This window comes from Acinetobacter sp. UBA3106 (genome assembly GCA_002365595.1).
GTDB lineage: Bacteria > Pseudomonadota > Gammaproteobacteria > Pseudomonadales > Moraxellaceae > Acinetobacter.
Window position 1 is genome coordinate 38,873 of sequence record DFAM01000002.1, and the last position, 22,805, is coordinate 61,677.

15 protein-coding genes are annotated in these 22,805 nt (G+C 41.7%); 7 read left to right on the plus strand and 8 right to left on the minus strand.

From position 1 onward, the window contains the following. Nucleotides 1–38: 38 nt before the first annotated feature. Nucleotides 39–1,769 (minus strand): dihydroxyacetone kinase subunit DhaK, encoded by a 1,731-nt coding sequence (gene dhaK, locus B4C48_RS00975; RefSeq protein WP_291352542.1) that lies wholly within the window; start codon nucleotides 1,767–1,769, stop codon nucleotides 39–41. A gap of 390 nt (nucleotides 1,770–2,159) precedes the next feature. On the opposite strand from dhaK, the gene B4C48_RS00980 reads away from it, so the two are divergent. After that, nucleotides 2,160–4,568: an AAA family ATPase gene (locus B4C48_RS00980; RefSeq protein WP_291352544.1), complete on the plus strand. Its 2,409-nt coding sequence runs from the start codon at nucleotides 2,160–2,162 to the stop codon at nucleotides 4,566–4,568. Nucleotides 4,569–4,629: 61 nt separating this feature from the next. On the opposite strand, the gene metH is transcribed toward B4C48_RS00980, so the two are convergent. Continuing rightward, a complete protein-coding gene (metH, locus tag B4C48_RS00985; RefSeq protein ID WP_291352546.1) occupies nucleotides 4,630–8,319 on the minus strand; it encodes a methionine synthase in 3,690 nt (1,229 codons plus the stop codon). Nucleotides 8,320–8,787: 468 nt separating this feature from the next. Here metH and B4C48_RS00990 point away from each other — a divergent pair, with 468 nt between their 5' ends. After that, the gene (locus tag B4C48_RS00990) at nucleotides 8,788–10,407 is read left to right on the plus strand and encodes an inorganic phosphate transporter (protein ID WP_291352548.1); all 1,620 of its coding nucleotides are present in this window, start codon (nucleotides 8,788–8,790) and stop codon (nucleotides 10,405–10,407) included. A 173-nt stretch (nucleotides 10,408–10,580) separates the two neighbouring features. Here B4C48_RS00990 and B4C48_RS00995 read toward each other — a convergent pair whose 3' ends face one another. Then, complete coding sequence (locus B4C48_RS00995; RefSeq protein WP_291352550.1) at nucleotides 10,581–12,131, minus strand: hypothetical protein; 1,551 nt, start codon at nucleotides 12,129–12,131, stop codon at nucleotides 10,581–10,583. 602 nt (nucleotides 12,132–12,733) lie between these two features. Continuing rightward, entirely contained in the window at nucleotides 12,734–13,351 is a 618-nt protein-coding gene (locus tag B4C48_RS01000) for a rhomboid family intramembrane serine protease (protein WP_291352552.1), read from the minus strand. Nucleotides 13,352–13,509: 158 nt separating this feature from the next. Between B4C48_RS01000 and nfuA the strand changes: the two genes are divergently transcribed. Beyond that, nucleotides 13,510–14,148: a Fe-S biogenesis protein NfuA gene (nfuA, locus tag B4C48_RS01005; protein ID WP_291352554.1), complete on the plus strand. Its 639-nt coding sequence runs from the start codon at nucleotides 13,510–13,512 to the stop codon at nucleotides 14,146–14,148. A 93-nt stretch (nucleotides 14,149–14,241) separates the two neighbouring features. Here nfuA and B4C48_RS01010 read toward each other — a convergent pair whose 3' ends face one another. Continuing rightward, nucleotides 14,242–15,249: a hypothetical protein gene (locus B4C48_RS01010; protein WP_291352556.1), complete on the minus strand. Its 1,008-nt coding sequence runs from the start codon at nucleotides 15,247–15,249 to the stop codon at nucleotides 14,242–14,244. Nucleotides 15,250–15,264: 15 nt separating this feature from the next. Beyond that, nucleotides 15,265–16,293 (minus strand): alpha/beta fold hydrolase, encoded by a 1,029-nt coding sequence (locus tag B4C48_RS01015; protein WP_291352558.1) that lies wholly within the window; start codon nucleotides 16,291–16,293, stop codon nucleotides 15,265–15,267. Between the two features lie 306 nt (nucleotides 16,294–16,599). Here B4C48_RS01015 and B4C48_RS01020 point away from each other — a divergent pair, with 306 nt between their 5' ends. Then, nucleotides 16,600–17,214 carry a carbonic anhydrase gene (locus B4C48_RS01020; protein ID WP_291352560.1) on the plus strand — a complete coding sequence of 205 codons (615 nt, stop codon included), beginning with the start codon at nucleotides 16,600–16,602 and terminating at the stop codon, nucleotides 17,212–17,214. A 35-nt stretch (nucleotides 17,215–17,249) separates the two neighbouring features. Here the strand turns inward: B4C48_RS01020 and B4C48_RS01025 are convergent, their stop codons facing one another. Further along, nucleotides 17,250–17,834, minus strand: coding sequence for an arylesterase (locus B4C48_RS01025; protein WP_414631489.1), 585 nt, complete (start codon nucleotides 17,832–17,834; stop codon nucleotides 17,250–17,252). 56 nt (nucleotides 17,835–17,890) lie between these two features. Here B4C48_RS01025 and B4C48_RS01030 point away from each other — a divergent pair, with 56 nt between their 5' ends. Together B4C48_RS01030 and B4C48_RS01035 are read left to right on the plus strand one after the other, a co-directional pair. Next, complete coding sequence (locus B4C48_RS01030; protein WP_291352564.1) at nucleotides 17,891–18,619, plus strand: ABC transporter ATP-binding protein; 729 nt, start codon at nucleotides 17,891–17,893, stop codon at nucleotides 18,617–18,619. A 1-nt stretch (nucleotide 18,620) separates the two neighbouring features. After that, nucleotides 18,621–21,101, plus strand: coding sequence for an ABC transporter permease (locus B4C48_RS01035; protein WP_291352565.1), 2,481 nt, complete (start codon nucleotides 18,621–18,623; stop codon nucleotides 21,099–21,101). 33 nt (nucleotides 21,102–21,134) lie between these two features. Here the strand turns inward: B4C48_RS01035 and B4C48_RS01040 are convergent, their stop codons facing one another. Then, nucleotides 21,135–21,947 (minus strand): rhomboid family intramembrane serine protease, encoded by an 813-nt coding sequence (locus B4C48_RS01040; protein WP_291352566.1) that lies wholly within the window; start codon nucleotides 21,945–21,947, stop codon nucleotides 21,135–21,137. 79 nt (nucleotides 21,948–22,026) lie between these two features. Between B4C48_RS01040 and mtgA the strand changes: the two genes are divergently transcribed. Further along, nucleotides 22,027–22,701 carry a monofunctional biosynthetic peptidoglycan transglycosylase gene (gene mtgA, locus B4C48_RS01045; RefSeq protein ID WP_291352567.1) on the plus strand — a complete coding sequence of 225 codons (675 nt, stop codon included), beginning with the start codon at nucleotides 22,027–22,029 and terminating at the stop codon, nucleotides 22,699–22,701. Nucleotides 22,702–22,805 lie beyond the last annotated feature (104 nt).

Here is a 22,805-nt window from a genome sequence, read left to right on the forward strand (position 1 = left end):
ACCGAATAGATTCGGTGCTTTTTTGAATGGGCTAGGTATTATTTAATATGCTCGGCAATTTCCGTAAAGATTACACCTAAGCCATGTGCACCAGCATCGGGATAGCCAAGGCTACGCTCACCGACCGTACCGGCACGACCCATACGTGCCACGATGTCTTTAGTGGATTCAGCGCCTTGAACGGCAGCTTGCGCACCGTGTACAAAGTTTTCTTTAAATGATTTGTTAGTGTTGGATGACCAAGAATCTGCACAAGGCACCAGAGCATCAATCAGGGTTTTATCACCGACCACAGCACCACGACCGAATGAACGCTCGCCCGTGGTTTGAATGCCTTTGACTGCATCTTGTAGCATTGCAGCAAAATCAGCTACAGAAAGGGTTGCTTTACCTTTGACCGATTTGCTGGCAGCACGGAATGCTGAGCCCCAGATTGGACCTGAAGCACCACCACAATGTTCCATAATAATCATTGAGCAGTTCAGCAAGAAATCATCCATATTTTCAGTTTGAACAAGTTCTTGCCACTGGCGTTTCAGCTGTTTAAAGCCTTTGGCCACACTCATGCCAAAGTCGCCATCGCCGGCGTGGGCATCGAGTTCACAGAAGGGCACTTCATTTTTGATAATGCAGGCGCTCATCACGTCCACGATATAGCGCATGTTTTCAATGGTGAATTGTTCATTCACAATTTCGGCATGTTCTGCAAGGGTTTCAATGTCAGTATTTAAAGTCTGTTCAGCTTGTGCATCATTTACTGCAAACTCCACAGGCAGAGCAGCTGCACCATCCAATTTAAATGCAGGAGTATTTGCTTCGGCATCTAAATACGTTTTAAGTTCATCATCCAAAGCCAATAGGGAAACCGAAGCACCCGCCATATCGATACTGGTCATGTAATTACCAACGAATGTGCGGTAAATTTTGATGCCTTTGGCAGCAAGCTGCTGGCATACGTCGTGGTTGAACAGATACAGTTCTTGCATTGGCGTTGAACCAAAACCGTTAATCAGCACTGCAACTTCAGTCAAGTTTGGACGGTCTAAAAACAGGTCATCGACAATGCGCTGTGCCAGCTCACTCGATGGCAGAATTTTTTCACGGCGGATTCCCGGTTCACCATGAATACCGACCCCATATTCCATTTCATCTTCAGCTAAAGAGAAAGTCGGTGTACCTTTGGCAGGAACGGTACACGAGTTAAAGGCAAAACCTAAGCTCGTGACATTGTCTGCGGCTTTTTGGGCAATGGTTTTAACTTGCGCCAATTCATAGCCTTTAGCGGCTGCTGCACCGGCAATTTTATGCACGAAGATTGTTCCGGCAATACCACGGCGACCTACGGTATATAAGCTGTCTTTGACGGCAATATCATCTGCGACTTTCACATAATCGACCTTAATGCCGTCTTCAGTTGCAAGTGCTGCGCCATTCTGGAAATTCATCATATCGCCAGAATAGTTTTTGATGATCATCAGCACGCCTTTGTCCGATGCCACTTGCTGCAAGGCTTTATAGACCTGAATCTGTGAAGGGGATGCAAATACATCGCCATACACCGCAGCGTCAAGCATGCCTGTACCGACAAAGCCGGCATGCGCTGGTTCATGACCGCTGCCGCCGCCACTGATTAAAGCCACGTTTTGGTGTTTTTCTTTACGTGAAATAATTTTATAAGATTCGTTAAAGCTAAGTTCAGGGTGAGCAAGAACAAAACCTTTGCACATTTCGACAACGAGATTTTCTGCGTTGTTCATGAGTTTTTTCATTGGAACACCAATAGTCATTGATTTGGGAGATAAATTTATTGGTCTATTATTCATGAAAGTGATGATTTTTGCTGACTTAAAAGTGTAAAAACGAATAGTTTGGGATTGATGGGTTAGAAAAGGGGCGGTTGATTTTATTGCTTGCTTAATTTTACCTCTCCCTAGCCCTCTCCTAAAAGGAGAGGGTACTTCCATTATTAAAGTCATGTAAGTATTTAAATCAAATGTAACTCCCTGTTCCTTTGGGAGAGGGCGGGGGTGAGGGAATTGATAGAAATTTAAGATGGCATTTAATTAATAGTCTTGTTTGTCTTGTTAATTTTTCGTACTGAATTTATATTTACATAAGAACTTGAAAAATATAAAAACTTTTAAATGTTGGGGGTAAATGTGTTACTGAATTTTAGTAATATTAAAAATTTCGGGTTATTTCATAATTTTAACTGGGATGAAGTAGTCAGAGATCAAGGAAATAATATTCTTAAATTTACTAAAATGAATATTATTTATGCGCGAAATTATTCAGGTAAAACAACTTTATCTAGACTTGTACAATGTATAGAAGAAAAGCAAAAAAATCCTTATTATCCAAATGCAGAATGTAATTTTTACTTTCAAGATACTCAGTCTTCATTAAATAACATAGGTCAAAGTACTAAAAATATAAAAGTGTACAATGTTGATTTCATAAAAAAGAATTTAGATTGGCAAAGCGATATAAATGGAAATATTAGACCTTTTTCTGTGGTTGGTGAAATCAATGTAGACATAGAACAACAACTTAATTTTTTAGAAAAGTACTTAGAAACTGAACTCCAAACTGTTAATACCTTCGAGTCTTATCTTCAGGAAGCTTCTGAGGAGTTAAATAAGGAAAATTTAAAATTTACAGCATTAGAGAAAAAAATAAGGGGAACTTTGGCAGAATATGCTGTTTATATGAAGAATAATACGAAATATTTTCATGTGCCAGTTACTTTTAGGCAAGATCAACTGGAGCAAAAGATAAGAGAGATATTAAATCTAACATATGTTCCATTTTCAGATGAAACAAGAGAATTAAAAGAAATTAAAGTTAAAGAAGTTATAAAGAATAAAGTAGGATTTAAGCTTGAAAAAGAATTTAACTTAGAAGAAGTAAAAGACATAGCTAAAATCTTACTTAACAAAGTAGTTAAGCCTTCAATAACATTGGAAAGGATAAATACACCTCTAGTGGAAGATTGGGTACTAAATGGTATTCATATTCATAAACAAAATGATATAAAAAACTGTAGTTTCTGTGGTTCAAAATTAGAAAAAACAACATTGGAAGATTTAGATGCATATTTTAATAAAGAGGTTTTAGATTTCCAAAAGGAAATTCAAAAATTGATGATGCATATTGAAAATTATATGAGTGAACTAAGATTATTATTAAAATCTTTACCCGATAGCTCACTTTTCTACTCAGATCTATCTTTAATGTACCAAGATGAACTGTCAAAGTTAAAAGTTAATATTACAGAAAATGGTCTTTGGCTAAAAGATTTGAAAGAAAAATTAGAAGAGAAGCTAAAAAATCTCTTTATCACCATAGATTCTAATATTAGTGAAGCTCCAAAGAAGTTAAGTTTTATAGAAGTAGAAAAAATTATAGAAGAACATAACCTAAGATCAGAGCAATTTAATGAAAGTATTGATGCAGAAAAGAATAGCTTAACTATACAGGCAATTTTTGAATTTATCGTTAAAAATGATTATGAAACAAATTTTAAGCAATTGAATTTACACTCTGAAGAAATTGATAAAGCCCGAAGAAAAAAACGAGAAATTGATGAAAGAAGAAATATTTTTTCTAGCGCAATTGATGAATTAAGGAAGAAAAAAGTATCAGAGATATCAGGTATAGGCTTTGTTAATAATTATTTAGAACATTATTTTGCCATTAATCATTTAAGACTGATTGATTGTGATAACGGTTCTTCATTTAAAGTTGAAAGAAATGGGGAGTTGGCTCATCATCTAAGTGAGGGTGAATGTAGCCTTATTTCATTCTGTTACTTTATGGCGAAATTGAAGGAATTGGAAAACCTTAAAGATACAATTATATGGATAGATGATCCAATTAGTAGTTTAGATTCAAATCACATTTTTTATATTTTTAGCCTTATTGAAAATGAACTAGCTAAACCAATAATTCTGCCGAATCAGCCTAAAGAGTATAAGTATAAACAGCTATTTATTAGTACTCATAATTTGGATTTTTTAAAATATTTACACAGAATTTCTCAGCCAATAGTAAAGAAAGATCAACTGGTACAACCTTGTACCCATGCGCCACAATGCACTAAAAGAGTTGATAGCAATGAGTGTTCATATTTTATTCTTGAACGTCCAATTGACAAAAGCTTTTTAAAGCCTATGCCTAAATACATGAAAAATTTCTCTACGGAATATAATTATCTATTTTCTAAGATATTAATGGTTGCTACCATTCCATTATCTGATTTAAATGAAGATTACGTATATAGTTTTGGGAATAATTTAAGAAAATTTTTGGAAGCTCATTTATATTTTAAATATCCAACGAATAAAATATCGGATGAAGATAAACTTTTAAAGTTTATTTCTGATCCAAAAGTTACAACAATATGCCAAAGGATTTCTAATGAAATGTCACATCTACAAGAATGTTTTGATAGAGGAATTTCAGTTTTAGATATACCTGAAAGCCAGAAGTTAGCTAAGGCTATTTTGGATATTTTGCAAGCAAGTGATCCGGAACAATATGATGCTCTGCTCAAATCCGTTGTTTGACTGATTATAAAAAAATCCCCTCACTAGAGGGGATTTTTTATTTCTAAACTTGCTGAATCAATTAAACAATTGAATCATCCAAATTCGGCGCTAACCAACGTTTCGCTTCATCCAAAGTCCAGCCTTTACGCTTCGCATAATCCTCAAGCTGATCGCCTGCAATTTTACCCACGTTAAAGTATTGCGACTCAGGGTTGGCATAATAGAAACCGCTGACAGATGAAGGTGGCCACATTGCAAAACTGGTCGTCAATTGCGTACCGATCTTGTCAGTCGAACCTAACCAATCAAACAATGGCGCTTTTTCCGAATGCTCAGGACAAGCAGGGTAGCCCGGTGCAGGACGGATACCGACATACTTCTCTTTAATCAATTCTTCATTGCTTAAAGTTTCAGCTGCCTGGTTGCCCCAGAACTCTTTACGAATACGCTCATGCAAGTGTTCGGCAAAGGCTTCGGCAAAACGATCACCTAAAGATTGTGCAAGAATCGCAGAGTAGTCATCGCCTTTAGCTTTGTACTCGTTCGCCATTTCTTCCGCACCGAAGATTGAAACGGTGAAACCACCCAGGTAATCTTCAGCTACGCCTTTAGGTGCAACAAAATCCGCCAATGACAAGTTTGGTTTACCAGTCACTTTGTCCGATTGCTGACGAATGTGCTGGAAGGTATGCGTTACGCTTGCGCCTGTTTCATCATACACTTCAACCGAATCAGCAGCTGAACGGTTGGCAGGATAAATGCCGAACACCGCACGCGCATCGAAACGTTTATTCTCGATGATGTCTTTCAGCATTGTCTGAGCCTGGTTATACAAGTCAGTCGCAGCTTCACCGACCACTTCATCTTTCAGGATTGCAGGGAACTTACCTGCCAAGCTCCAGGAAATAAAGAACGGCGTCCAGTCGAAGTATTCCACCAATGTTTCCAGTGGATAGTTGGTCAGTGTCTGCGTACCAATAAAGTTTGGCTTCACCGGTTTGTTGGCTGCGAAGTCAATTTTCAAGCCATTTTCAACCGATTCTGCATAAGACAGTTTGGCTGCTTTCGGCTGTTTATTGGCAATACGTTCACGCACTTTTTCATATTCAGCACGGGTATCGGCAACAAACTTCGGCTTCATCTCTTTAGAAAGTAAAGTTGTTGCAACACCTACCGCACGTGAAGCATCGGCCACATAAATCACTGCATCATTTGAATATTGCGGGTCAATTTTCACTGCTGTATGCGCTTTAGAAGTCGTTGCACCGCCAATCATCAACGGCACATTAAAACCTTTACGCTGCATTTCTTTAGCAACAAAGACCATTTCATCCAGTGACGGAGTGATCAAGCCAGATAAACCAATAATATCGACTTTCTCATCAATGGCAGTTTGCAGGATTTTTTCTGCTGGCACCATTACGCCCAGGTCAACAATGTCATAACCGTTACAGCCCAGTACTACGCCTACAATATTTTTACCGATATCGTGTACGTCGCCTTTTACGGTCGCCATCAACACTTTACCTTTAGACTGACCGCCAGATTTTTCTGCTTCAATATACGGGTTCAACCAGGCCACAGCCTGTTTCATTACGCGTGCAGATTTCACCACTTGCGGCAGGAACATTTTACCTGAACCGAACAAGTCACCGACCACATTCATGCCGTCCATTAGCGGACCTTCAATCACATCCAATGGGCGTTTGGCTTTTAAACGCGCTTCTTCAGTATCTTCATCAATAAAGGTGGTAATCCCTTTCACCAAAGCATATTCAAGGCGTTTTTCAACGGACTCGGCTCTCCATTCCAGATTTTCAACGGCTTTTTGCGCGCCAGACTGACCACGGTATTGCTCCGCCACTTCAAGCAGTTTTTCTGTTGCTTCCTGGCCGCTTTCGCCTTGGTTTTGGTTCAAGATGACATCTTCAACCGCAGCTTTTAATTCGCTTGGGATGTCATCGTAAATCGCCATTTGACCCGCATTGACAATACCCATGGTCATGCCTTGTTTGATGGCATGGTAAAGGAATACCGAGTGAATCGCTTCACGTACAGGTTCATTACCGCGGAATGAGAACGATACATTCGACACACCGCCAGAAATCATGGCATGTGGAAGGTTCTGTTTGATCCAGCCTGTGGCTTCAATAAAGTCCACAGCATAGTTGTTGTGTTCTTCAATACCGGTTGCCACGGCAAACACGTTCGGGTCAAAGATGATGTCTTCAGCAGGGAAGCCGACTTCATTGACCAAGACATCATAAGAACGCTTACAGATTTCACGTTTACGCGCCGCTGTATCCGCCTGACCATCTTCGTCAAATGCCATCACGATCACAGCTGCACCGTACTGACGGCAGAGACGCGCTTTGTGTACAAACTCGTCATAACCTTCTTTCAAGGAAATCGAGTTAACCACCGGCTTACCTTGTACGCATTTCAAGCCTGCTTCAATGATTTCCCATTTAGACGAGTCAATCATGATGGGTACGCGGGAAATTTCAGGTTCAGATGCCACCAGATTCAGGAAGTGCACCATTGCACCTTGTGAATCGAGCATGCCTTCATCCATGTTGATGTCGATGATTTGCGCACCGGCTTCAACTTGCTGCTGTGCAACTTCTAAGGCTTCGGCAAAGTTTTCTTCACGGATCAAGCGTAAGAATTTCTTAGAACCGGTCACGTTGGTACGTTCACCGACGTTCACGAATAATGATTCTTCAGTAATGTTAAATGGTTCTAAACCGCTTAAACGGCACGCCGGTTTGGTTTCAGGCACCTGACGCGGCTTGATGTCTTTAACTGCATTGGCAATGGCGCGGATATGATCCGGCGTAGTTCCACAACAACCGCCAGTAATGTTAATCAGACCGCTTTCTGCGAATTCTTTAATGAATGCCGCAGTTTCTTCGGGAGTTTCATCATACCCACCGAAGGCATTTGGCAAGCCGGCATTTGGATGGGCAGAAACAAAGGTATCGGCGACATCGGAAATGGTTTTTACGTGCGGACGCATGGCATCTGCACCAAGCGCACAGTTGAAACCAATCGACAGCAAGTCACCGTGACGAACCGAGTTCCAGAACGCTTCTGCTGTTTGACCGGTCAAGGTACGGCCTGAAGCATCGGTAATCGTGCCTGAAATCATCAATGGCAATTCATAACCAATCTGGTTGAAGACTTCTTTCACCGCAAAGATCGCTGCTTTACAGTTCAGGGTATCGAATACCGTTTCAATCAGCAGAATATCTGCACCGCCTTCAATCAAGGCGTGTGCAGCTTGAATATAGTTTTCTTTCAGTTCATCAAACGTAATGTTACGGAAAGCCGGGTCATTCACGTTTGGTGAAATTGAACAGGTACGCGATGTCGGGCCAAGTACACCCGCTACGAAACGCGGTTTTTCTGGGGTTGAATATTTTTGGCAGGCTTCTTTGGCAATACGCGCCGCTTCACGGTTAATCTCTGAAACCAAATCTTCCATATGGTAGTCAGACATTGAAACCTTGGTGCCGTTAAAGCTGTTGGTTTCAATAATGTCGGCACCCGCTTCAAGATAAGCTTCGTGAATACCTTGAATAATATGCGGTTGTGTCAGAACCAAAAGGTCATTGTTACCTTTTAAGTCAGATGCCCAGTCAGCAAAACGCTCACCACGGTAGTCGGCTTCTTCGAGTTTATGACGCTGAATCATGGTGCCCATTGCACCGTCGATAATCAGAATCCGTTGAGCGAGCAGCTCTTTTAGGGTGGCAAGCGTGGACATAAATAACCCCAATCCGATGGAATATAAAATCGGCAAATATATTAACAGAATTCAGTTCATAATGACTGATATTCGGTACATTTCCTGAGCGCACTGTCGACCTTGCCGAATAAATAGCCTTACGCCCTAAAGACAGGCCTTTAAATCAGCTGTCATAAATTCTTCATTAAGTTGTCATCTTTAGCCTGCATGCTAGGTGGAATCTCAGTCAGCAGAGTTTGGCTGTCATTTATTTCATGCTTTGTAATATTACTGAAAATGGCTGAAGTATAGACAATTGGAAATGAGGATTTTATTTTAAGTACATGAAAAATATAATTTAAGTTAAGTGGTTTTCTCGGGATTCGAGCGGGATATTTAGCAAATAAAGTACGAAATATTGCTTTATATGACAGCTGTTTGTCATATAATTGTCACAATTAAACTGAACAATAGTGGGGATTTTATTATCCCCCTTGAACCGTCTGCATGAATTCTAATATTCCTCCCGTCCAAGATCAGGTGCCATCAGCACCAGCGAAATCGACGAATGTGCATGTTGCTACACCGAAATTTTTTATGCCGGTGTTTATCACGGTGATTATTTCTACTTTGGTGTATATCGGTTTTCAGCTTTCTACCGATTTGGCTCATGTTCCAAGCTTAAGTTTATATTCCGTTATTCTTTTAGCGACTGCGTTGTTAATTGCTTTAGGTTTTGAATTCGTTAATGGTTTTCATGACACGGCCAATGCAGTAGCAACAGTTATTTATACCAATGCTTTATCTGCCCCTGTTGCTGTAATGTGGGCAGGTTTTTGTAATTTTCTCGGGGTGATGGTTGCAAGTGGGGCAGTAGCCTACGGCATCATTGCTTTATTGCCTGTCGAACTGATTATGAATGTCGGTTCAGGCGCAGGCTTTGCCATGGTTTTTGCCATGCTGATTGCCGCGATTCTGTGGAATTTGGGTACCTGGTTTTTGGGTATTCCGGCATCAAGCTCACATACTTTAATCGGTTCGATTTTAGGCGTGGGTATTATGAACTATCTGCTTCATTCAGGCGCTGGCGCAAGCGGCATAGATATGGAGCAGGTGATGAAAGTGGGTAAAGCACTGCTGTTTTCTCCGCTGATTGGTTTTGCTTTTGCTGCTGTCCTGTTTTTACTGGTGAAAAAAATCTTCCGTAAACAGCTGGAGCTTTTTCATCCGCCTGAAGGCAATAAGCCGCCACCGCCGTTAATTCGTGCGATTTTGATTTTCACTTGTACTGGCGTAAGTTTCGCGCATGGTTCAAATGATGGTCAAAAAGGTATGGGCTTGATTATGCTGATTTTGATTGGTTGTGTACCATTAGCGTATTCTTTAAATAAGAACTTAGACAATGCACATATTCAGTCTTTTCAGCAATTGTCTCAGCAAACGGCTACGGCTATTTATCCGCAGCATGAAAATATTACGGATGAGCAGGCACGTACTGTCATTACCAAATATATTCAAACTAAAGAAATGAACCCTGCAGTGGTTCCAGCTTTAGCGGGCTTGACAGATCATTTGGGTGAGCGTGTTGCCAAATATGGCGATATCGATAATATTCCAGAGGCTGAAGTTTCTGTGATCCGTAATGACATGTATCTCAGCACGACTGCATTTAAGCGTTTAGATAAAGCTGAACAGCTTCCTGCAATGTCAAAAGATCAAGACAAGTTAGTTAAAGAATATCGTAAAAACCTGGATTCATTCCTGCAATACATTCCGACCTGGGTGAAAGTGGCCGTTGCTCTTGCACTTGGTCTGGGTACCATGGTCGGCTGGAAGCGTATTGTGGTCACTGTCGGTGAACGTATTGGTAAAAACCATATGACTTATGGTCAGGGCATGTCAGCTGAACTTGTCGCAATGACGACGATTGCTGCTGCTGATGGTTTGGGTATGCCTGTATCGACAACACACGTTTTAAATAGTGCAGTCGCAGGTACCATGGTCGCCAATAAATCAGGTCTGAATTTACAAATGGTGCGTACGATTTTATCGGCATGGATTTTCACTTTACCAGCGACGATCTGTTTATCTGGTGGTCTGTACTGGTTGTTCTTACAGTTTGTTTAAGACTGCTGTTTGAAACAAAAAACGCTGCAATTGCAGCGTTTTTTATGCTCATTCATAAAGTCCTCGCCTTGGAGTAGTTAAACAATATTGACCTCTCCCTGACCCTCTCCTAGAAGGAGAAGGACTAAAACAAGAGGATAATAAAAATATTCATCAAGGGAGAAAAATCCACCTTATTTCTTAAATTTGCCTAACACGTGCTTAATCGGCAATTTTTCATTGGCAAAACCATACAGTGCGGCAAAAGGCAGGGCAGTACGCGCTAAGTAAGGCACACGCCACAATCCGCCATGGTTAGCACCTTTCATCATCAATTCTAAGGGATGATCCAGATGAGTTTCAGGATTTGCCACCGATTCAGGGTGACGCAGGTCATATACCCATAAAGCCGCCATAAGTGCATTGGTGGTTTCAGGATGAAAAGATTCCACATCAAACAGGCTGGCGCCATTAAACGCCGCTTTCAATAACGGATTTTTGGTCACTGAATGGGTGGTGGTCGAAGGCGCAATATTAATGCTGACACGTTGACCATAATGACGGGCCAGGGTTGCACGCCATTGCTGGATACGTTTGGCGAGGGCATAGTTTGGACCTTGCTCGACCACTAAACAGTCAGCAATACCGTATTCCTGACCATTATCTGAAGGAATAAGGTTATGCAAATTCTGTCTGAAAAAGTGCTGAGCGCTAATGGTTGAAATGCCTTTACTCAGCATCTGCCGGAATTTGGAACGACATTGAAACTTGTCATAAGACGCTGCTACCACTTCCTTGGGAATGGCATACACATCGGTGGGCGTACACATAAACATTAAACTGGTATCAGATTTTTGCTCACTGACATATTCCATAATGCTATCCATGGCCATGGCCACACGGACATGCTTTTCGCCATCCACATAGGCAATGGCAGCCAGGTCCAGCTGATGTTCACTCTGGCTTAACCAATGGGCAATTTCAGGTGTCTGGGTCAGTAAATCTGCACCTAATTTTTCTTTCAGTTCAGTGGTGGAGGTATCTTCTGCCAATTTTTCTGCGCATGGTGCATAGAGGGTGGCATTACCTTGTTGAATGGTGTTTAAGATTTTGTCCCATACCCGAGTGTTGGGTAAATCTACAGCGACAATATTAGCTTTCCATCGTGCCAGCCAGGTTAGCGGGCCGGCTTCAGATCCTGCCCCAAATAACACCATGGTACGGTCAGAAAGATCAAACCATTCCGGATGCGCCTGCGCTGTACGTAAGGCATCGGCATGACTGCTTTCAATAATGCCGGCATCTTGCCAGATCTGGATTTGATCCAGTAAAGCCTGACCTTGTAATTTTTGCCCTTTATAAGGTACATACCATTCTGGTGCAGTGTCACTTTCACCTTTCAGCTGAATGGTATACAAAGTGGCAGTATCGACATCTTTCATGATGTCTTTGAGTAAATAGCGTTGACCATTACGATAAAAGTCAAAACTATGATGAGCTTTATGCAAGCCTTGTTTGGCAATGGTAATAGAGTTGTTGATAGTGCGAATACCGTGTTCTACCAAGGCTTTGAAGTAGATCGGATAGTGCTTGCGCCAGTTTTTTTCAGCAAGTGCATCCATGGAGGACTTGTTGTCAACAATAGATAGGGCTTCAGCAATAATTTCCTTGCCTGTTTGGGAAGTGCTGGCTTTTTTGCTGGTAGGATTGATGGGGAATTGAAGACCATCTAAGGAAGTAGACATGCAAAATATCTCTTTTTTGCGCGTTAATATACAGATGTCTACATTATCTATGCCAAATTGATTGTGGGGGTAGCATTTAATGACAAAATTATGTAAATCTTTATTCAAAATAAAGCGGAAAAAGCAGCCTAAACTCTTTGATTGTTAAATAGATCCTGAACCTTGCTAATTTGATTTTGCATAGCCACTGAAATCTCTTTAAGCATAAATGCCGTATTATTTAGACCGGCACCTATCAGATACCAGGAATCGGCATCGACAAAAATCACTTTATTTCTTTGCGGCTTCAGACTGTCCTAATATGGAATAATCTTTAATGCCTTGTTTAGTCGCATTTTTTTATGTATGCACCGCACCACGATTTAAAGTGAAATTTGCACTATGTACTATACCCGTCACACCCAATGAAGCGCAGATAAAGCTTAAAATCAATGCTTTAGTTTTTATTCAAAAATTATCGTATTTGACTATTTGCAGAAGACTAACAAATCATTAAACCCATTCAAATGACAATTATTAACAAATAGAAATTATTTTATTTTCCCCATAAAAAAGATGCTGAACGAGCAGCATCTTTAAAAAATTTGTATTAAGAGTAAATATTAAAAGGGCACTTGCATCAGCTTGTTGAAAAAGTGAGGAATAAGTCGTGGCTCTATAATAATGGTCATGATGACACCGTAAGCCGCCCCCCAGAGATGGGCACTATGGTTGATATTGGAGTTGCCACGTTTACCAGACCAGATGCTATATGCAATATAAAGTACCGCAAAAATAATTGCCGGTACGGGTATAAAGAACACGAAAATCAGTTTCCACGGTTCAAATAAAATATAGGCAAACAGTACCGCTGCAACAGCACCAGAAGCGCCTAAACTGGCCCATTGATGATCATTACGGTGTTGTAAGTAGCTGGGCAAAATGGCAAAAATCAGACCACCCAAATAAAACAGCACAAAGCCCAGATTAAAAAAATATTGGCGGTAAAAACTTTCAATCACGCTGCCAAAGAAGAACAGGGTAATCATGTTAAATAACAGATGCGTCCCGTCTGCATGGACAAAACCATGAGTAATAAAACGATCATATTGTCCGCGTTGCATGGCAGGTGGCCAGAAAATAAGTCGGTTCATGACATTCTGCTTTGAAAATGCAATCAGCGAGATAATGACGGTAATAAGAATCAGGGTAACGGTATGGTTAAAAGGTAAATCCAACATAAAAGCAAGTTCTACATTTCAAAATCTATGGTTCATAATGCCATTAAATGGCAGCTCAAGTTGAACTTTCACAATAAATCCGACAATTTTAGTTGAATTTCTTAAATTACCCCGCATCTTCAGTTAAAATGGCAACTTCAGCTTGAGGAAAAATTGTTATGTCGACTGAGAACACCAGCACTGCAGTTGCAGAAGAGATTCCAAACTTATTGATTACTCCGACTGCTCAAGAGTATTTAAAGGATTTGTTAGATAAGCAAAATACACCAGGTATTGGGGTGCGTGTTTTTGTGGAAAATCCTGGTACGCCACGTGCTGAATGTTGTATGGCATATAGTGCACCTGACGAAGTTGTTCCAACTGACTATAAACAGGACTACCCAGATTTTCCTGCCTTTATTGACACACCGTCTATTCCATATTTGCTGGATGCCGTGATTGACTACAATAAAGACCGTTTTGGTGGTCAGTTGACATTCCGTGCTCCAAATTCAAAAGTGCCGCGTGTAGGTCCAGATGCATCGGTAGAAGAGCGTATTACCTATGTACTTCAGTCTGAAATTAACCCGGGACTTGCAGGACATGGCGGTAACTGTGCACTGGTTGAAGTGGTTGAAGATGAAGAACACGGTTTAACTGCGGTACTGAAATTTGGTGGTGGTTGCCAGGGCTGTTCATCGATTGACCTGACCTTAAAACAGGGTGTAGAAACCACCTTGAAACAGCATGTTCCTGAATTGGCACGTGTAGTTGACCAAACGGATCACAGCAACACGGAAGGTGCTTATTTTAAATAAGCCTGAATAATAAAAAATAACCTCCATGACGGAGGTTATTTTTTATATATGAGTCAAGAAAGCCGCATCATGCGGCTTTTTTATAATGGACAATTAAGCATCCAGATTTAAAATGTTCTGTGCCTTTTCCGCATAATAAAATTTCTCTAAATATGCTCTGGCACGTTCACGTAAATATGCAGATGAAACCAGTTTTTGCACCACAGGCGCTAATAGCTGCTGTAATTCATTTTGGATTAAGGCTTCATCAATATTCAGGTCACGCAGCAACAGATCAAACGGGCGTTCCTGGTTGCGGATGTACCAGGCATAGACCCCATCATGCACTTGCTGTTTCAGATAGTCCGTTTGACGGATATGGTCCCAGATTTCATGACCTAGATTTACTGTATTCGATAGGTCTTGAACTTCAATATAATTTTTCAGTACCGTTAAAGGCATATCTTTAATTTTATGCCAAAGATTGGCCTGAAAATGATAGAGCTTTTCGTCATCAAAATGCTGATTGAGCACATGCTCGCTCATCTGGCTCAGTTTTAAAATATTCTTTTGCAAATAATGCGCAATGGTTTCATCCAGATTTGAATCGGTCACGGTTTCCAACACCGATTTGCCCATTTTCATAAAACGGGACACGCCAGGCACCCGTTTCGCCATGACTGAATTATCGACATAGTCTTGAATGGAATGCTGAATAAGTTGGGTAATCATGGCGGAAAAAGCAGGATTATTCACCACGGTTTTAATTAAACGCTGACGGTGATCACTTTTGCTTGCTACGTACTGGGCAATCTTGTCGATGGTTAAAACTGGAATGACATCCGCGATTTTAGTGCTTTCATTGAGCGGATGAATCAAGGCAAAACGCAAATGTTCGGTAATCTGTTCAATTAAAAAGCTACTCGCGGGAGTGGCTAAAATCTGCTTTTGCAGCAGCGCATTGATTTGCTCAAATGACCAGATCTGTTGTAGCGGCTGCTTTCTAAACCATTGATAAAAATTTAGGAATTCAGTTTGAATCGTTGCAGTATGTGCAAACTCCTGCTCTAAAAAGTCAAGATGAGCTTCAATCAACTGCTCAATCATCGGATGTTTTTGCATACTTTCTCGAAAAAATTAATTTAATGGAATAAGTTTATCCGCTAGCGGGTTTTTCATTTTTTGGGTTTTGGCAAGAAAGGGTAAATAGTAGGCTGCCACTTCTTGCTCTGCTTCCAAAATTGGCATGTGTCCTACATTGTTAAGAATGACAGGAGCCTCAGCGCGTTTCAATAATGATTTTAATTCATTTGCCACTTCAACATTAATAATTTTGTCCTGCTTGCCCCAAAGAATCAGGGTAGGGGCTTCTACCGTTCGAGTCAGACGGGCAAAGGATTCTGGCGTATAAATACGGTTCAGTGCCACCAGCTGATCAATCAGCTTGCCATTTTTTGCCGCTTGAGAAATCAGGTAATTTTCTTGCGCGGATTTCAAGGCGTTGGATAGGTAGGGTGGATTTTGCATGACCCGATGCATCACCTGTTCCAGATCGCCAGGTTTAGACACAATTAGCTGTTTCAGGGTCAAGAGATCCTTGGAATAACGGGTATTGGCCTTGGTATAAATACCGGCACTATTGAGCAGAAACAGACTTTGGGTATCAAATGGATATTGTGAGGCATAAACTGTGGCAATCGATCCACCTAAAGAATGCCCTGCTACATTCAACTTATCTTCAACATCGATGGCTTCGACAAAACGGCGCAAGCTTTCTGTGACATTTGGTACCGAAGAATCAAAATCTTCAGGCGTTCTGGTGTCACCATTGTTGGGTAAGTCTGGAATGATCACGTGATAGTAGGGCGTTAAAAAATGCGCCACCCGATTCCAGTTGTCCCGATTTCCGGCTAAACCATGAATCAGCAGAATGGTCGGTTTTTGCCGTGAACCCCCTTCATTATATGTCCAGCTAATTTCACCCACTTGAATTGTTTTAGCTTTTAAACCTGCTTCATTGCGTTCCTGAATCAGATAGTTTTGCAAATTTATTTTTTCTATATTGGGCTTATTGCTTTGAGCCAGCGTTAGACTGCTTAAGCAGCAGGCGGTAACAAAACAGAGGTTGCGTACAAATTGAGAAAAATTTGAACGGTGCTGTGTCATTGATGATCATCCTTGAAGACTCATGACGATAATTTTTATAAGCAAAGAATAAAATTATCTAATTTCAGACAGCATTTAATTTTTTTAAATGTCTGTAGTTTATTGTAAATATTATTAAAGAAATGTCACTCAATTGTTTTTTGAACCTGGTAGCTTGAAGGCTTTAAAGTGTGAACTGAGTCATTTTTTGGCTTAATAAAAATATTTTGTAACGTTGTTATAAACTGCACAGCTATGCTTTTTTGCAAGTGACTTTCGGTTTTGATGGCATTAAAATATTGCAACTTAAAACATTGGAAGACCAGCATGCTAACAGCAGAAGAAGCTTTAGATCGTTTAAAAAAAGGGAACCAGCGTTTTGTAAACGGTGAAACGACCCATTTGAAGCTTTTATCTCACCAGCAACGCGCAGAAATGGCAGAAAGCCAAGAGCCGTTTGCCATCGTATTGGGTTGTTCAGATTCGCGTGTACCGGCTGAAATGGTTTTTGACCAGGGGCTAGGTGACTTATTTGTTATTCGTGTAGCAGGTAATATTGTTGCGCCATCACAGGTTGGTAGTGTTGAATTTGCCGCAGACAGTTTTGGCTGTCCAGTCGTGATTGTGTTGGGCCATACCCATTGCGGTGCTATTCACTCCACGATAGATGCATTAACCAATCCAGCGACTCCGCCTTCAGCAAATTTAATGTCAATTGTGAACCGTGTGCGTCCTTCAGTTGAAATTTTAATGCAAACTGAGCTGAAAGATGATTTGGATAAACTGTCTAAACATGCAGTACGCTCTAACGTTTTTGCATCGGTGAATCAGCTGCGTCATGGTTCTGCAGTACTAGAAAACCTGATTGCCCAAGGCAAATTAAAAGTAGTAGGTGCTGAGTACTCGCTTGAAACCGGTGAAGTTACTTTTTTTGACTTCTAAAATAGAAGACATTTTCTGATTCTTAAAAAGGCGCTTTATAAAGCGCCTTTTATATAGGGATAAGCATTGTTCAATAAGATGCTTTGTGCAGAAGTATTGGGATGAACCAGATCGGCTTGCATCAGGTTTTTCTTGCCGGCTACACCTTCTAAAAAGAATGGCAGCAATTGCACATTGTGTTGCTGACTGACAATCTTATAATTTTTTTCAAAGGCCTTGCTATAAGCGGTTCCGTAATTGGGCGGAATTTTCATTCCCAAAACCACTACCTTGGCTTTAGTTTTCTGACTTTGCTGGATTAAGGTCGCCAGGTTTTTTTGAATCAACAGGGGTGGCTGACCGCGTAAACCATCATTTCCGCCCAGTTCAATCACCACAATATGCGGCTTATGGGTTTGCAGCAATTTCGGTAAACGCGCAACGGCACCACTGGTGGTTTCACCACTGACACTGGCATTGACCACTTTATGCTGTTTCGGATACTGTTGGTCTAGACGTTTCTGTAATAATGCTACCCAGCCTTGCTGTGCCTGTATGCCATAACCCGCACTAATACTGTCACCCACGATCATAATGGTTTTCGCAGATGCCATGACTGGAGTAAGACCCAGGCTGAGCATGGCCAAGCAAGGAAATACAAGAGTTTTCAGATTGCGATTTTGCATATAGGGATTTTATGACCCACGTTAATAGCGACCATTCCATCATGCCACAAGTGATTATTTCTGCACAGCAGCTGACGCAAAAGATAAAATTTGCCCAAAAAGAGCTGAGCATTTTTGAAAATTTAAGCTTTGATATTTATCGTGGTGAACAGGTAGCAATTACCGGACGTTCGGGTTCAGGTAAATCCACCTTGCTGGGCATTCTGGCCACACTGGATCAGGCCAGTTCAGGCAAACTGGTCGTATGTGGTGAATCAATTGCAGAGTTAAACGAAGAACAACGTGCACTGGTGCGCTTAAAAAATATTGGCTTTGTGTTTCAGTCCTTTCAGCTGTTACCGCACTTAACGGCGGTTGAAAATGTGATGTTACCGCTACGTTTGCAGCAGAATTTTAACTTTGCCGCAGCTGAAAAAAAGGCTTTGGCCTTGCTGAAAAAAGTCGGCCTGGAACGTCAGGCCACGCAAACGCCTAAAGTCCTGTCTGGTGGGGAACAACAGCGGGTAGCGATTGCCCGTGCCTTGATTAGCGATCCGCAAATTATTTTTGCCGATGAACCCACCGGTAATCTGGATGCACAAACGGCGAAGGAAATTGAACAATTGCTGTTTCAGCTGAATCGTGAATTCGGTACCACACTGGTGCTGGTGACCCATGATTCGACATTGGCCGAGCAATGCCAACGACATTTTGAACTGCGCGATGGTCATTTCATAGAACATGACCAGAGGGAGAGCTGAAATGAATCCGTTATTTCGGCCATTGCTGACTCAAAGTTTTAAAAGTACGGGTGTTTATCTACTGATCATTGCCTTGACCCTGGCGATTAGTGCCACTACTGCGCTGAAATTTAGCAATGAACAGATTCAAAATGCCGTAGCTTTACAGGCCGCAGAAATGCTGGCAGGGGATCTAGTACTAACAGACAATCAGCCGCTTGAGAAAAAATGGCTTGATCAAGCCAAGCAATTCAAACTGCAACAATCCCAAGTCACTGCATTCGGTTCCATGGCCCATACCCAGGACCAGTTTGTCATGGTCAATGTGAAAGCGATCGATCATCAATTTCCCTTACGCGGGGAGCTTCGGGTGCTGCCACAGGCGAAAATAATCCAGTCCGGTGAAGTGTGGATGAGTCCGCGTGCCATGGATTTATTGCATGTACAATTGGGAGATAGGGTCAATATCGCGGATGGACAGTTTAAGGTCACGGCAAAAATTGTGCATGATTCCAATCAGGAAATGGGTTTTTCCGGTTTTTCCCCGACGGTGATTATTTCTCGTAGCGACGTAGCCAAAACCAATGCCATTCAGGTCGGCAGCCGTGCCGAGTATCGCTTGTTGATGGCGGGAGATCCGCAGCAGACCAAACAGTTTGAACAAAATTTTAAGCAACAGCAGCAAGGCATGTTGCCGAAAACCGCACAAGATACGCAAATATTTGATGAGCAAAATAGCTTACGATTACGCAATGCCAGCGAAAGCAATACCCGTTTAATGAAGCCGATTGCCAATCTGGATACCTTTCTGCAACTGAGTAATATCTTGACCATTTTGCTGTGCGGGATTGCGATTGCCCTGACCAGCCAGCGCTATGTGCAACAAAATCAGGACAATATCGCATTGATGCGTTGCATCGGTGCGACACGAGGGCAGATTCTCAATGCCTATCTCAGCTTGCTGGCCGTCGTCTTGCTAGTTGCCATGTTGATTGGCAGTCTGGTGGGTGTCGCTTTGGGCTACGGTTTGCTGCAACTGATGCTGCAACTGATTCCAAATTTGCAGATTGCATTTTCTGCAGGAGCGATGCTGCTAGGACCATTGCCGGTGGCAATGCTGACCAGTGCCGTGGTGCTTTTGGGATTCATTGTTCCCAGTTTATGGCAATTACTCAATACCCCGCCGATTCGTGTCATTCGCCAGCAAGAAAAATCGGTACAATCGATGCTGTGGATGTTAGTGATGGGTACAGCCAGCTTGGCATTGTTTAGTATCGTGCTGACAGAAAATCTCATGCTTACCGCTTGGGTGATGGGGGCGATTATTCTGCTGTGTACAGTACTTTATCTAATGATTTGGGGCTGTTTGAAATTCATTAAAAACCTGAAAGGGGTGATTTCAGCCTATGTACGGGTGCCCTATCAAACGGCTTTTCAAATTACTGCTTTGGCACTCGGCCTGAGTCTGATGACTGTATTGACGGTGTTACGGACAGACTTGCTGGAACGTTGGCAACAGCAATTGCCTGAAGGGACACCGAATCAGTTTGTGTATGGTTTGCCACCTTTTGATATGCCTGCATTTAAAGCCCAGATCAAAGAGCATGGATGGTCAAGCACGCCCTTATATCCCAATATTCGTGGCCGATTGGTGGCGAAGAATGATCAGCCTTTTGCAGCAGAACTGGTGAAAAACAATAATTCTTTACGCCGTGAACTGAATTTGACCCAGACCACCGAATATCCTGCGGACAATATCATCGTGCAGGGCACAGCAGCGTTAAAACATCCGGGTGAGGTGTCGGTTGAAGCCAAAACTGCAGCAGAGCTGGGCATTAAAATTGGCGATCGTTTAACCTTTAGCTTGCCTGAAGGCCAGATACAGGCCAAAGTGGTGAACTTGCGCAGTGTGGAATGGGAAAGTTTTAGTCCGAATTTTTTCTTTATTTTTGCACCTAAAACCATGGATGAAAACGCCGGCAGCTATTTAGGCAGTTTTTATGTGCCTGAACAGGATAAAAACCAGATGGTCGCAGTGATTCAGCAATTTTCCAACACCGTATTTATTGATGTCAGCCTGATTCTGGATGAAGTTAAACGCCTGGTGAATGTGCTGGTGCAAATTGTCACCATCTTGGCACTGTTGGTCAGTGTTTCTGGTATTCTGGTGTTAATAGCCTGTTTAAACCTGTTGATGGATGAGCGTAAACGTGAAGTGGCTTTGCTGCGTTCATTCGGTAGTTCGAAACAAAAGCTTAAACAGATGATGACCTTAGAAATTGGCTTTATGGGACTCATGGCAGGAATCGTATCTTGTCTATTTGCCGAAGTCATCAGTGCCATTGCGAGTTATAAAATGAATTTGCTGATTCAGGCACATTGGCAAATCTGGCTGATTTTACCCATACTCATGACGGTGCTGTGTGCCCTAATTGGTCGTTATCGTTTGAGTTATCTCAGTGATATTCCGCCATTGCAAAGCTTGCGTGAGATGAATCAATAGTAGATTCATCTTCAATAAGTAAAAGTCAGAGCATTAAAAATGCAGTTGTGCCCGCATGGCGGCCAATATTTGCCGCCAAACCAGTTCCAGAATCTGGACTTGCTGCATACAGTAAGCATACAGTAGATAACAGCTAATGATGCCCACAGCCATGCCTACTACAAAAGCCAAATTCGGCTTATGTATTCTTTGTCCCACATACCAAATCGCTGTGAGGACGGCACCCATTAACATGCCGCCAATATGCGCGGCATTGTTTATTCCAGCCATGGTAAAGCCGATCAATAAATTGATGCCCATAATCATCAGCAAGGTTTTTTTATCTAAAATAAAACGCTGCTTCGGTAATGCGGGTAATAAGGATAAAACCGTCAATGCACTACCAATGCCCATCACTGCACCCGATGCACCGGCACTGACGGTAGGAAGAAGTGTGGGGTCATTGCTTTGCAAGAGTTCAAAGGTATTCTGAATATCGATGAAACCGCTAAGTAAACTGCCCATCAGACCGGCAAGAATATAAAGCCCCAAATAATAGAAACGGCCAAAAAGCTGTTCGGCCACACTGCCAAAAATATACAGTGCCCACATGTTCATCATTAAATGGATTAAGCCAAAATGAAAAAACATGCTGCTAAACAGGCGAGTGGGTTCCTCTAAAAAGGTTAAAGGTGCATAATCAGCTCCCCAGTGAATAGCATCGACCAGACTGGGAGCAGTAATATTGACTCCGCTCAGGACTTGCCAGAGAAATAAACCGACATTGATGGCAATAAAAACTGCCGTCAACCACCACAGATGAACCTCGGGTTTGGTTCGGATGGGGGGAGGAGAAAGGTTGGACATGCTATTCTTTTATAATCTTTGCTATATTCAGCTTCAAGCTTAGCACGAAAAAAACAGATTTTTGGAGTAACTCACTGACATGAAAGCTTTTATTGTTCGTAGTTTGTTAATACTTGTCAGTCTGGTACTTTTGGTTCAACTTTGGATTTTTTCAAGTTTGCTGTGGTGGCGGACCCATCCGGTGGATACCACCATGATGATGCGGCTGGATTACTGGTCCAAACCTTCAAAACCGATTAAACATGAATGGCGTGATTATGATCAGATTAGTGATTATATGAAACATGCCGTAGTTGCTGCAGAAGATGGAAAATTTTTGCAGCACAAAGGGTTTGACTGGGAAGGCATGCAATTTGCCCTGGAGCGTAACAAAGACAAGGGTAAAGTAGTTGCAGGCGGTTCAACCATTTCCCAGCAATTGGCGAAAAACCTGTTTTTATACAATAAGCGGTCTTTCCTGCGTAAGGGACAAGAAGCGGTTGCGACCTGGATGATGGAGCGAATGTGGTCCAAACAACACATTCTGGAAGTCTATCTAAACTCAGTAGAATTTGGCGACAATATCTATGGCATAGAAGCCGCTACCCAGCATTATTTTGGCAAAAGTGCGCGAAGCCTGAGTCGTGAACAAGCGGCATTTTTAGCAGCCATTTTACCGAATCCTAAATATTATCAAGATCATCGTAATGATAGAAAACTGCAATATCGCAAACGCATGATTCAAAAATATATGCGTTATAGCAATATTCCCTAATTTAGCATTTATTTTCAAAAAGCCCGCTGATAAGGGCTTTTTTTTATGAAATTGTCATAATTTTGAAGCATACTTATGAAGATACGGACTACTTTCGAACACTC